At 47.5% G+C, this 13,043-nt stretch carries 14 protein-coding genes; 6 read left to right on the top strand and 8 right to left on the bottom strand.

Annotated features, from left to right (window positions below; all coding sequences use genetic code 11):
• Together IO95_RS03495 and IO95_RS03490 are read left to right on the top strand one after the other, a co-directional pair.
• Positions 1-251, top strand: a 251-nt coding sequence (locus IO95_RS03495; RefSeq protein ID WP_037383862.1) for a helix-turn-helix domain-containing protein, incomplete at its 5' end; no start/stop codon positions are given.
• Between the two features lie 150 nt (positions 252-401).
• Entirely contained in the window at positions 402-986 is a 585-nt protein-coding gene (locus tag IO95_RS03490; protein WP_037383854.1) for a LuxR C-terminal-related transcriptional regulator, read from the top strand.
• A gap of 91 nt (positions 987-1,077) precedes the next feature.
• Here the strand turns inward: IO95_RS03490 and IO95_RS03485 are convergent, their stop codons facing one another.
• Positions 1,078-2,121 (bottom strand): GMP reductase, encoded by a 1,044-nt coding sequence (locus IO95_RS03485; RefSeq protein WP_023492029.1) that lies wholly within the window; start codon positions 2,119-2,121, stop codon positions 1,078-1,080.
• A 461-nt stretch (positions 2,122-2,582) separates the two neighbouring features.
• On the opposite strand from IO95_RS03485, the gene coaE reads away from it, so the two are divergent.
• The 3 genes from coaE to yacG are packed head-to-tail and all read left to right on the top strand — an operon-like array spanning position 2,583 to position 4,198.
• On the top strand, positions 2,583-3,197 hold the full coding sequence (gene coaE / locus IO95_RS03480; protein WP_023492028.1) for a dephospho-CoA kinase: 615 nt from the start codon (positions 2,583-2,585) through the stop codon (positions 3,195-3,197).
• A gap of 5 nt (positions 3,198-3,202) precedes the next feature.
• Positions 3,203-3,955, top strand: coding sequence for a cell division protein ZapD (gene zapD / locus IO95_RS03475; protein WP_037383851.1), 753 nt, complete (start codon positions 3,203-3,205; stop codon positions 3,953-3,955).
• A gap of 48 nt (positions 3,956-4,003) precedes the next feature.
• Positions 4,004-4,198, top strand: a complete 195-nt coding sequence (gene yacG / locus IO95_RS23840) for a DNA gyrase inhibitor YacG (protein ID WP_023492288.1) — start codon at positions 4,004-4,006, stop codon at positions 4,196-4,198.
• Between the two features lie 68 nt (positions 4,199-4,266).
• On the opposite strand, the gene mutT is transcribed toward yacG, so the two are convergent.
• The 3 genes from mutT to secM all read right to left on the bottom strand — a co-directional run bounded on the left by mutT (position 4,267) and on the right by secM (position 8,127).
• Positions 4,267-4,671, bottom strand: coding sequence for an 8-oxo-dGTP diphosphatase MutT (mutT, locus tag IO95_RS03470; RefSeq protein WP_023492287.1), 405 nt, complete (start codon positions 4,669-4,671; stop codon positions 4,267-4,269).
• A gap of 126 nt (positions 4,672-4,797) precedes the next feature.
• The gene (gene secA / locus IO95_RS03465; protein ID WP_023492286.1) at positions 4,798-7,506 is read right to left on the bottom strand and encodes a preprotein translocase subunit SecA; all 2,709 of its coding nucleotides are present in this window, start codon (positions 7,504-7,506) and stop codon (positions 4,798-4,800) included.
• Positions 7,507-7,593: 87 nt separating this feature from the next.
• Positions 7,594-8,127, bottom strand: a complete 534-nt coding sequence (secM, locus tag IO95_RS03460) for a secA translation cis-regulator SecM (protein ID WP_023492285.1) — start codon at positions 8,125-8,127, stop codon at positions 7,594-7,596.
• A 26-nt stretch (positions 8,128-8,153) separates the two neighbouring features.
• Here secM and IO95_RS03455 point away from each other — a divergent pair, with 26 nt between their 5' ends.
• Entirely contained in the window at positions 8,154-8,678 is a 525-nt protein-coding gene (locus IO95_RS03455) for a DUF721 domain-containing protein (protein ID WP_023492284.1), read from the top strand.
• Positions 8,679-8,691: 13 nt separating this feature from the next.
• Here IO95_RS03455 and lpxC read toward each other — a convergent pair whose 3' ends face one another.
• From lpxC to ftsQ, 4 genes are all read right to left on the bottom strand, one after another.
• Positions 8,692-9,609, bottom strand: a complete 918-nt coding sequence (gene lpxC / locus IO95_RS03450) for a UDP-3-O-acyl-N-acetylglucosamine deacetylase (protein ID WP_023492282.1) — start codon at positions 9,607-9,609, stop codon at positions 8,692-8,694.
• Positions 9,610-9,711: 102 nt separating this feature from the next.
• A complete protein-coding gene (gene ftsZ / locus IO95_RS03445; protein ID WP_023492281.1) occupies positions 9,712-10,866 on the bottom strand; it encodes a cell division protein FtsZ in 1,155 nt (384 codons plus the stop codon).
• 71 nt (positions 10,867-10,937) lie between these two features.
• The gene (gene ftsA, locus IO95_RS03440; protein WP_037383849.1) at positions 10,938-12,194 is read right to left on the bottom strand and encodes a cell division protein FtsA; all 1,257 of its coding nucleotides are present in this window, start codon (positions 12,192-12,194) and stop codon (positions 10,938-10,940) included.
• Positions 12,195-12,227: 33 nt separating this feature from the next.
• On the bottom strand, positions 12,228-13,043 hold the full coding sequence (ftsQ, locus tag IO95_RS03435; RefSeq protein ID WP_023488943.1) for a cell division protein FtsQ: 816 nt from the start codon (positions 13,041-13,043) through the stop codon (positions 12,228-12,230).

Raw genomic sequence — 13,043 nt, 5'->3', positions numbered from 1 at the left:
TTATTTACCTACTCGAGAATGCTAAACAAACGGTTATTCCCTATGAAAATATTTTAAGTGAAGTCTGGGATAAGCGTGGGCTTATTTCATCTTACAAACGACTAAACCAGGTGACGAAGGAGTTAAGAGATAAACTAAACCAGATTGGTTTAGCAGAAGATTTTATACTGACTATACGTAGTAGAGGATATCGATTGAAAGAAGAAAGTATCACTCAACTTTATAGTGAAACCATTGTGGCAGATAGCTAACTACCCACTGAACATACTGCAGGTAGATACAGTATCAAAGATATTATACCTTGTGTAAAAACTTATTCCACGCACCATTTATAACCCGCTTTAAAATCAATCAATATACATATTGTATATTGGAATAAAATAATTTAGCAGAAAAACATTATGCCAATATATGTAACAACACAAAATAATTATTTTTTCATGGGATTATCGAGTGCCATGATGGCTATCGGCCATTCTATAAAAAGGGAGACTCCAAGAAATCTTGTTGATAAAATCAAAAAAAACAAATATAAAAATAGTGATATTTTTATTTTAAACATGTCAAACTTCTGTATGAAAATCTCATATCTAATATCGGTAGGGGAATTTCCAGGGCAGATAATCATCATCCCAACAAAAGATAAAAATAATTTCAATCATGCCTTTATGCAACACACTATATTGGATAGAAAAGCCACAATTGAAGAGATAGACTCTGCCATAAAAAAAGTGACTGCAAGTAAAAAATTGTTTAAAAAGAATATTTTGTCTGAGCGCGAGAAATCAGTGTTTTCCTATATCATTGATGGCAAGAGTATTTCATTCATCAGTCTACGATTAAATATTTCACCAAAAACCACTTATGCTCATAAGAATAGTGTCATAAGAAAACTAGGGGGAAGGACCTTTTTCGACATATGGCCCATTGAGAAGGGATGTATTAAGCTTATATTAGACGATTCCACTATCGCCGATGTCCATTAATTTTGGCATGGATATTTATATTTAATACTTCAAATTGCAGCGGGTTAGCTGCAACTTGAAGTATTTTGGGTATAAATATGATTCTATACGATCACTTACTAGTGAAAACGCGGTTTTCCTGCTCTGCAACCCGGATAAACGTTGTACGCTTAGTTAATTCTTTCAAGCGTTCTGCACCAACATAAGTGCAAGCAGAGCGTAAACCGCCAAGAATATCGCGTACAGTAAACTCAACTTCACCACGCAGTGGTAATTTAACCGTTTTACCTTCCGCTGCACGATATCCAGCAACACCACCGACGTGGCGCTTCATTGCAGACTCTGAACTCATACCATAAAACAGCATGAATTTTTCGCCATTTTCTTCAACGACACTGCCTTCACATTCATCATGCCCCGCCAACATACCGCCGAGCATCACAAAATCTGCACCACCGCCGAAAGCTTTAGCCACATCGCCCGGCGCTGAACAACCACCATCACTTACAATCTGCCCGCCCAGCCCGTGTGCAGCATCAGCACACTCGATAACCGCAGAAAGCTGCGGGTAGCCAACACCGGTTTTCACACGTGTTGTACAAACCGAGCCAGGGCCAATACCTACTTTAACAATATCAGCACCAGACAGTACCAACTCTTCTACCATTTCACCGGTCACTACATTACCCGCGCAAATCACATGGCTCGGGCAAGCTTCACGCGCTTTTTGCAAGAAGGCAACAAAGTGTTCGGAGTATCCATTGGCAACATCAATACAGATGAATTTCAATGCAGGTGAAAGTGCCAGTATTTGTTTCATTTTGATGAAATCCGCCTCGGAAGTCCCGGTGGAAACCATCACATGATGTAACGTGGAGTCAGGCACTCGCACCACAAACTCAGCCCATTGTTCAACACTGTAGTGTTTATGAATGGCAGTCAGCACATTAAAAGAAGCCAAAGCCTCAGCCATACGGAAAGTACCCACGGTATCCATATTGGCCGCAATAATCGGCACCCCGGACCAACTCCAACCTGAATGTTTGAAGGTAAACTGGCGAGCCAATTCAACCTCTGAGCGACTTTTCAATGTAGAGCGTTTCGGGCGGATCAACACATCTTTAAAACCCAACTTCAAATCTTCTTCAATACGCATGACAAATAATTCCTGGTTTTTGGCGACAGATCGCGGAGCAGAGGGAGTATTCGAACCTCTACCCTACAGATTTCAAACCACGGCCCGAATAAAGAGCCAGTGGTGACTAACGGGGCCTAACACAAACGCCCCCAGTAACACACCACACAACGGTCTGAAAACGCTGGGCAGATTAATGCCAGTTCCAGTGACGTTATCATACGCACTAATAATCGTTCGGCAAGACTGCGATTTCTTGTTTATTTACGCTACAATCCCACAAATTTACCTGCGATAATGTAGACCTAGTTCCTCAATGGATCGTGGTGCCACCTCCGTGCTGTACTTAGCCAGTAGGCAAGAGTATGCGCTTTGATGAACTGACCAGCGTAAAATGAGTCGGTTAAGTTATTCTTCCCTACTGGCACTTGTTTACGATCGATTTATGATTCGTTTATTATTTATTAGGAGCCTTCCTTTTTATGGCTTACGTTGTTGCGTTGACCGGTGGCATTGGCAGTGGCAAGTCAACCGTTACAGCTGCTTTTGCACATTTAGGTGTCACCATTGTTGATGCAGATGTGATTGCCCGCAAGGTTGTCGAACCGGGGAGCCCTGCATTAATAGCCATTGAGACACATTTTGGCCATGAAATAATGCAAGCAGATGGTTCACTTAACCGTTCAGCCCTGCGTCAATGGATCTTCAGCCATCCAGATGAGAAAGCCTGGCTGGAACAGTTGCTGCACCCATTGATCCAACAGGAAACACAGCGCCAATTAGCGCAAGCTGACAGCCCCTATGTGCTGTGGGTCGTACCGTTGTTGGCAGAAAATAGGCTCCAAAAATATGCTAACCGTGTTTTAGTTGTCGATGTGGACCACGAAACACAATTAGCACGCACTATGGCCCGTGACGGTATTAGCCGCCAACAGGCAATGAACATTTTGTCTGCACAAGCCACACGTGAACAGCGTCTGGCCATTGCGGATGACGTCATTGACAATAGTGGCAGTACGCTAGGGATAGAGCCTTCTGTTGCCTCCCTGCATCGCCGCTATCTTGAGCTGGCAACCTCAGCTCCCCGACAGGATTAAATTGAATGAGCGACGTTTCTCCAACCGTTCTTTTTGAACACCCGTTGAATGAAAAAATGAGAACTTGGCTGCGAATCGAGTTTTTACTGCAACAACTCGGGGCACATAGAACCCTGAGTGACACATCGATTGCGCTGGCCTTTTTTCGCACCACCGCAGACTTGCTAGATGTGTTAGACCGTGGCGAAGTTCGCACCGAGTTGTTGAAGGAGTTAGAGCGCCAACAGCAGAAATTACAGCAGTGGGCAGAAATGCCCGGTGTTGATATATCAGTAATCGATGAGTTACGCGACCAACTGAAATCCCGTGCAACTTCACTGATGACAGCACCTCGTATGGGGCAGGCCTTACGTGAAGATCGCTTGATTAGCCTGGTACGTCAACGCTTGAGTATTCCTGGGGGTTGCTGCAGTTTCGACTTACCTACATTACATATCTGGATGCATATTCCACAGCATGAACGTAATGCCGACGTTAAAGCTTGGCTAGATACCCTAGAACCATTAAACCAAGCGCTTACCATCATCTTGGGTTTAGTACGCCAAACCGGATCATTTCGCAACCAAACCAGCCTGAATGGGTTCTTTCAAGACAATGCCGAAGGTGCTGATCTGCTACGTTTACGGATCAACCTGGATCATCAACTCTACCCGCAAATCTCTGGTCATAAAACACGTTATGCTATCCGTTTTCTACCACTGGACAATGAAAATGGTCTCGTGCCAGAACGGTTGAACTTTGAACTAGCTTGCTGTTAACACATTAAAATTAAGCCCTTACGGATATAAAGGGGAGAAATAAGCATTATGACAACCATAGTTAAATGCCCAACTTGTGGTAAAGCCATCGTTTGGGGAGAGATCAGCCCATATCGTCCGTTTTGCAGCAAACGCTGTCAGTTGATCGACCTTGGTGAATGGGCTGATGAAGAAAAACGCATTCCAAGCAGTAATGAACTCTCGGAGTCAGAAGATTGGAGTGAAGAAGCAGGAGACCATTGACCTGCTAACCATGCCATCGGGTGATAAGCGGGTCGGAAAATCAGGCCCGGCAAATCAAACCTGGTAAATCATAGTGCCCTGCTGGCCTGTGCCAGCAGTAACTTGATAATACTGGCGTTGGCTTCTGGGAACTCATTCTCACACAATTCACTCTGTTTTACCCACCGCCCTAACTGACCCTCACGACCAGAAGGCTCGCCTCTCCACTCTTCCACCAGATAGAAATTCAGCGTGACAATACGATCGCTAAAACGATGTTCCAGCACATCGACAAATTGTATCTGATGAACATAAATCCCCGTTTCTTCGAGTAATTCTCGATATAACGCCTGCTCAACAGTTTCACCTGCCTCGACCTTACCGCCTGGAAACTCCCAAAAACCAGCCATATGTGAATCAGCAGCACGGCGAGTAATAAAAATTTCCTGATGCGGATTACGGATAATTCCTACGGCAATATTCAGATGCTTCATCATCCCCTCCTGACTTTATTTCCAGGCATGATATACAAAAAAGTTCAGCCTAGGCTGAACCTCAGATGAATGTTAGCGATAACCTGAAGGGTTCCGCACAAGCTGAACCCTTACTGGTCTAGCTTATTACTGTATACGCCCGTGGCATTGTTTGTACTTCTTGCCAGAACCACATGGGCAAGGATCATTGCGCCCGATTTTTCGCTCAGCCACTACCGGTGCATTGGGATCCCGAACATCCAACGCGTTCTCCTCCTGGTGGCTCAGTTGTTGCTGACGTGCCAGACGTTCAGCTTCCTCACGGCGTTGCTGATCTAATGCCTCAACCTCTTCCGGCATCCTTACCTGGACCTTGCTCAGCACACTAATCACTTCATATTTTAGTGACTCAAGCATATTGCCAAACATGTTGAAAGACTCACGCTTGTACTCCTGCTTCGGATCTTTTTGCGCATAACCACGCAAGTGAATACCTTGACGCAAGTAGTCCATTGCCGCCAGGTGCTCTTTCCACAAGGAATCCAAAGTCTGCAGCATGACGCCTTTCTCGAAGTTGCGCATCATATCGGTACCGACAACCTCTTCTTTGCGCAAATAGGTCTCTTTTGCATTCTCCAGAATACGTTCACGCAGCGTTTCTTCATGCAGTTGCGGTTCTTTGTCCAACCACTCGGCAATGGGCATATCAAGATCGAAGTCATTTTTCAGACGCTCTTCCAAGCCCGGTACATCCCACATTTCTTCCAGTGATTGTGGTGGAATGTAGTTATCGATGGTGGTTTTAAACACATCTTCACGAATGCTGATAATCGTTTCGCTAATATCAACCACATCCAGCAATTCATTACGCTGGCTGTAGATCGCACGGCGCTGGTCATTGGCGACATCATCATATTCCAGCAACTGTTTACGAATATCAAAGTTGCGACTTTCAACCTTACGTTGCGCATTGGCAATCGCTTTGGTCACCCACGGGTGTTCTATCGCTTCCCCTTCTTTCATACCCAGTTTACGCATCATGCCTGAGACACGGTCTGATGCAAAAATACGCATCAGTGCATCTTCCATGGATAGGTAGAAACGGGAAGAACCGGCATCACCTTGACGACCAGAACGACCACGTAACTGGTTGTCGATACGGCGCGATTCATGGCGTTCTGTACCGATAATATGCAAACCACCGGCTGCCAAAACAGCATCGTGACGGATCTGCCAGGCATCTTTGATGGCGGCGATCTGTTCTTCCGTTGGGTCTGTCAACGCGGCCAATTCAGCCTGCCAACTTCCCCCCAAGACAATATCGGTACCACGACCAGCCATGTTAGTTGCAATAGTTACTGCGCTAGTTTGACCTGCCTGAGCCACAATATCCGCTTCCATGGCGTGGAATTTAGCGTTCAGAACCTGATGCTCGATGCCTGCTTTGGTCAGTTCGCGGGAAACCACTTCCGATTTTTCAATGGAAATCGTCCCTACTAACACCGGTTGTCCATTGCTGGTACGTTCACGGATATCATCAATGATTGCAGCGATTTTCTCTCGTTCTGTCATATAGACCAGATCCGGCATATCTTTACGGATCATTGGCCGGTTGGTGGGCACAACGATGGTATCCAGCTTGTAAATAGACCTGAACTCAAACGCTTCAGTATCTGCGGTACCGGTCATACCAGCCAGTTTTTCGTACAAACGGAAATAATTCTGGAAAGTGATAGATGCCAAGGTCTGGTTTTCATTCTGAATTTCCACCCCTTCTTTGGCTTCTACCGCCTGGTGTAAACCATCAGACCAGCGGCGGCCCTGCATGGTACGCCCAGTGTGCTCATCAACAATAATGACTTCGCCATCCTTGACGATGTAGTCAACATCGCGCGTAAATAGCACATGAGCGCGTAATGCTGCGGTAACATGGTGCATCAGCATGATATTGGTTGGTGAATACAGTGACTCACCTTCAGCCATAATGCCTGCTTCCACCAACATCTCTTCAATCATGATCAGGCCGCGTTCGGTCAGGTGAACCTGACGCGCTTTTTCATCAACCGAAAAGTGCCCTTCCCCATGAAAAGTATCCGAGTCTTCTTTTTCCTGACGGATCAATTGCGGGATCAGCTTGTTAACCCGGATGTACATCTCTGAGCTATCTTCTGCCGGGCCAGAGATGATCAACGGTGTACGCGCTTCATCGATCAGAATCGAGTCAACTTCATCCACCAATGCGTAATGCAGTTTACGCTGTACGCGCTCTTCCGGGCTGAACGCCATGTTGTCACGCAGGTAGTCAAAACCATATTCGTTATTGGTACCATAAGTAATATCTGCAGCATAAGCCGCACGCTTGGCGGGAGCTGGCATTCCTGGCAGGTTGATACCCACCGATAAACCCAAAAATTCGAACAGTGGACGGTTATTCTCGGCATCACGCTGGGCCAAATAGTCGTTGACCGTGACCACATGCACGCCACGGCCACTCAAGGCATTCAGATAGGCAGGCAGTGTTGCCGTCAATGTTTTACCTTCACCAGTACGCATCTCGGCGATGCAACGCTCATTCAGCACCATCCCGCCCATTAATTGCACATCAAAATGGCGCATACCAAATACACGTTTACTGGCTTCGCGCACCACGGCGAAGGCTTCCGGAATCAGGCTTTCCAGCACTTCGCCCTTTTTCAGGCGTTCACGAAACTCATCGGTTTTAGCCTGTAATTCGCTATCAGACAACTTTTCCATGTCTGGTTCGAGACGGTTGATCATTTCAACCGCTTTGCGCATACGGCGTAGGGTACGATCGTTACTGCTGCCAAAAACTTTGGTCAATAATTTGGTTAACATAATTTTTAATATCTCTTACATGGCGGCACGTTATCTGCCACTAACAAACTGTTATTTATTGGTTTTTATTGCCAGAATGGCAAAAAGTCAGCAGAGTATGCTTGGCCCGGCACGAATACCCCGTACCTGAGCAAGCCAAAGCCCAATCTGGTATTGTTCCAAATCAGCAAAGGTGGTGGGGTGTGTCTCACGAATAATCGCCGGTGGTCTGGGTTCATGCGTCAATAACGCATTAAGCGTCGAGAGCAGGGCCAGTTGAGCCACCTGTAAAGGGGGTTCAACGGCATTGACCTCGGCTTCTTGCACCCGGGCATAAACCACCTGTGGTACCAGTGCAAAAGAGAGGTGACGAATGACCGTCCGCAGTGCATGCTGGTGCCAGTAATCAACGTTGAATGTTGGGCGGCGATGTACTTCTTGCAACAATGCCAGATTATTAAACGCATTGTTGGCCGAATTTTGACGGTTAAGGCTAGACGAGGTACTGGGTAATACGGTTTGATCGTTATTGCCGAGCAGATTTTGCGGTACGCCAAGTGTGGCCGCTACCATCCCCAACAGGAGATGAGGCCAGAAATAACGTCTGCCAAATTGTCGCCAACGATTTAAGATACCGATCACGAGTTTATTATCCGCCGGAGCCCATTATGCGCGATAGCCGTCCACAATTATTAGATGCCCTGTTTGATGACGACGCTGCTGCTGAAAAAGGGCCGCTGCATAACATCCAGCAACGCGCCATTGCACTGTTAAAACTCAACCGGGCAGTGAAAGGCTTGTTACCTAGCCAACTGCACCCTTGGTGCCGCGTCGCCAACTTCAGACAAGGTATTTTAGTGCTGGAAACTGCCAATGCCAGTTGGCTCATGCGCTTACGCTATGAACAACCCAGCCTGCTCTCCGCACTACGAGCGCAAATTCTACCATCATTGTCGTCGATCGACATCAGGATTAATCCAACGTTAATGGCAAAAGGCCATCATCAGATCCAAAATGTGGCAAAAACGAGTGAAAATGCACCATCAATGGCACCATTGCGTTACTTGAGCCAAGAGAGTGCGGAACATCTGCTGGGGGTGGCGGCACGAAGCCCTGAGAAATTGAAGAAGAAATTAGAACGACTGGCATCGTTGGCAGGAGAGAGAGCCAACGCCACCAGTCGTAATAAATAATCGTCGTACTGGCTTATGCCAATACGGTTGATGGTGCCTTGAATGCCAATGGCATTTCGGCCTCATCCTGGAATGTCACAAATTCCCAAGCTTCCTGTTTTGCCAGAACGGCTTGCAGCAACTTGTTGTTCAGTGCGTGCCCTGATTTATAGGCGGTAAAAGCGCCAATAATATTGTGGCCACACATAAACAGATCACCAATGGCATCCAGCATTTTGTGGCGAACGAATTCATCTTCGAAGCGCAGGCCGTCTTCGTTCAAGACTCGATAGTCGTCCACGACAATAGCGCAATCGAAACTGCCCCCTAAGGCCAAGCCACGGGATTGCAAGTATTCAATATCACGCATAAAACCAAAAGTACGCGCTCGGCTGATTTGACGCACGAACGAATCGGCAGAAAAATCAAGGCGATAACGCTGCGTACTGGCATCAATAGCTGGATGGTTGAAGTCAATAGTAAAATCGAGACGGAACCCGTTGTAAGGGGATAATTCCGCCCACTTGTCACCATCTTCAACACGCACTGTCTCTTTCAGACGCAGAAATTTCTTTGCTGAACTCAGCTCTTCAATACCGGCATCCATCAGTAAGAAAACGAACGGGCTGGCGCTACCATCCATGATTGGGATTTCAGCAGCATCAACTTCAATGATGATGTTATCAATACCCAAGCCTGCCAATGCGGCATTAAGGTGCTCAACAGTAGAAATACGTACGTCATACTCGTTAACCAGGCAAGTACAGAGCATGGTATCACGCACGGATTTTGCATCAGCCGGAAAATCAACCGGTGGATTCAGGTCAGTGCGACGATAGATGACCCCGGTATTCGCCGGTGCGGGACGCATTGTCAGCGTAACTTTCTTGCCGGTATGTAAACCGACCCCTGTCGCTTGGACAATACGTTTTAATGTCCTCTGTTTGATCATCGTGTTATCTCGCAATATTATCAATCCTGCCAGCCCTAACATAGTAAAAACTGGTAGGACAGTCTAGCACAAAGAGCGGAGATGCCAAATTATCGGTTATATTCAGTCTGCCTGCTTACGCAGGAAAGCTGGAATATCGAGATAGTCAGGCTCTTTGCTTGGCTGCGCGGTCTGATCATTCACCACTTTAGCGGCAGGTTTTACTTCCTGCTGCAAGGGTGACATACCATGCTGCTGGTAACGATGATCCATTACAGTCTGGCTGGCCTGCTTATTAGTCACCAACGTGATTTCAGGACGCTTATCCATCCCGATACCTGTCGCCACCACCGTTACACGCAATTCGTCGTTCATTTCAGGATCCAGCGACGTACCAATCACCACAGTCGCATTGTCGGAAGCAAAAGCACGAATGGTGTTACCTACTGTCTCAAACTCATCCAAACGCAGATCGAAGCCAGCAGTAATGTTGACCAACACGCCACGCGCACCAGACAGGTCGATATCTTCCAGCAGTGGGCTGGAAATGGCCATTTCTGCTGCTTCTTCAGCACGGTCTTCACCAGAGGCTACGCCAGAACCCATCATCGCATAACCCATCTCAGACATGACAGTACGCACGTCGGCAAAGTCAACGTTCATCAATCCTGGGCGAGTAATCAACTCAGCAATGCCCTGTACAGCACCTTTCAGCACGTCATTAGCTGCACCGAACGCGTCCAACAGAGAGATACCGCGACCGAGCACCTTGAGCAGTTTGTCATTCGGGATAGTGATCAGCGAGTCAACATGCTTGGACAGTTCAGCAATACCCTGTTCCGCGAATGCCATGCGCTTCTTGCCTTCAAAATTGAAAGGCTTGGTCACCACCGCCACAGTCAGAATCCCTAAATCTTTTGCTACTTCAGCCACCACTGGCGCAGCACCGGTACCGGTACCGCCGCCCATTCCGGCTGCAATGAAGACCATGTCTGCACCTTCGAGTGCTGCGCGCAAGGCTTCACGATCTTCTTCTGCTGAATTGCGACCGACCTCCGGGTTCGCACCGGCCCCCAAACCTTTGGTAATACCGTTACCAATCTGAATGGTTTGACCCACCGCCGTTTTACGTAGCGCCTGAGCGTCTGTATTAACAGCGAAGAATTCCACACCTTCAATGCGCTCTCGCACCATGTGTTCAACGGCGTTGCCACCGCCACCGCCGACGCCGATGACTTTAATCACCGCGTCATTGGTTAGTTCCATCGGTTCAAACATAATTTCTCTCCGTTTTTGCCTGTCGCTGCGAGATCATAAAACGACATCCAGATGATCTCTTTGTTAAAACATTAAAATTCTTTTCTCAGCCAGCTATTGATACGTTTAAACCAATTGCCCACTGAAGCGCGTTTTTCTACTTCGCCTTCACCACTTAGGTGAGACTCTTTTCCATAATGCAACAGCCCCACCGCAGTGGAATAGTATGGCTCTTGCGCATAATCCGTTAGCCCTGTGATGTTCAAAGGCTGGCCGATACGTACCTGAGTATGGAATACCCGTTGCGCACAGGCTGCCAGTCCATCTATCTGAGCGGCACCACCGGTCAACACAATACCTGCTGCCAGATGATGCTTCACCCCTTGGCTCCTGAGTTGTTCCTGCAATTGCAAAATTTCATCGTTAACCAGATTTAACAGCTCGGTATAACGAGGCTCAATCACTTCCGCCAGTGTCTGTCTTTGTAGACTACGAGGAGGACGCCCGCCAACGCTGGGTACCTCTACACTTTCATCCTTGCTGACAATAGAACCAAGGGCACAGCCATGTCGAACTTTAATCGCTTCAGCGTCTGCAGGCGGCGTACCAAAAGCATAAGCGATATCGCTGGTAACCACATTCCCGGCGTAAGGAATAACTTTAGTATGACGCAACGCGCCACCAGTATAAACCGCCATGTCCATTGTACCACCGCCGATATCCACCACACAGACACCGAGTTCACGTTCATCTTCAGTCAGTACGGCATAACTGGCAGCCAGACCGGCGAAAATAAGTTGGTCAACTTTCAGACCACAACGTTCAACCGCTTTGACAATATTTTTCGCCATATCATTATGGCAAGTGATCAAATGCACTTTAGCCTGCATACGCACACCGGATAACCCGACCGGATTCTTGATACCTTCCTGATAATCAATGGCGTATTCCTGCGGGATCACGTGCAGAATGCGATGCTCATCGCGCACACGGACTGACTTGGCCGTATGCACCACATTTTCCACATCTTCCTGCGTCACTTCCTCTTCAGAAATAGGCACCATGCCAATCTCATTCTGACAACTGATATGTTTACCCGATAACGCCAGATAGACTGAAGAAATCTGGCAGTCAGCCATCAGTTCAGCTTGATCAATCGCCCGCTGTACACACTTGACTACTGACTCAAGATCATTAACCCCGCCTTTATCCATACCACGAGAGGGGCAACTGCCTACGCCAATAATATTGATCATGCCATCGGGCAGAACTTCCCCTACCAATGCGGAGACCTTTGCCGTACCGATCTCCAGTCCAACTACCAGTTTTCTGTCCGTCGACTTGATCATTGTTGTTTTGCCTGTGCTTGATTCTGTTGCTGATTACTGTTTTGGCAGATCACTTGCTGCCTGCGGCTCGATAAACGCCGGTGCCCAACCGACCGAAGCACCGGAGTCATAACGTAGATCGACAGAACTGATACGTTGGTTTTCTGCCTGTGCCTGCTGCAATAACACCGGATAAAGCCCAATAAATCGCTGTAAACGCCCGATACGGTCATCACGCCCTAGTTCGAGCCTAACATCGTTTTCTAAAGCCAACTGCCAAGAATGGCGCGCTGTCATGGCAACCATTTTAAGCGGGTACTTACTGGCCGCTAACACGCTGTTCATTTCGCGATACCCCTCGAGAACATCTTGTTCGCTGCCTTCCGGGCCATAGAGCAGCGGTAATTTCTGCTTGCCTAACCGTTCTAACGGTACGCTGAATGATTTGCCATCTGCATCGACCATATGTAAATCATTCCAATGTGCAACCGGGACATACTCCACCAGATTGATTTTCAGCTCATCCGGCCACTGTTTACGCACACTGGCCTGCTTAATCCAGGGTATCCGTTCAATCTGTTGCTGAATGACATTCACGTCCTGTGTCATAAACGTTCCTGGTTCACCCAACGCCAAGATCGCCTGACGAATATCATCGTTAGTGGTGTAATGGCGTTCCCCTGTCACCACCAACTTAGAAAGCGGCAGACGGCTGGCATCCTTCATCCAGCCAAGCACTATCCAGCCACTACCTAAAATGGTTCCCAGTACCATCAGCAGGAAAATGATTCCTGCCAACTGGGTTCCATTGCTGCGGCGCGGGCCATTGTCTGCTTCACGACCACGCACATTCAGCGCTGCCTGCGACAT

This window comes from Serratia sp. DD3 (genome assembly GCF_000496755.2).
Note: the sequence above shows the minus strand (reverse complement) of the source record. Positions and strands in the feature narration are given on the sequence as shown.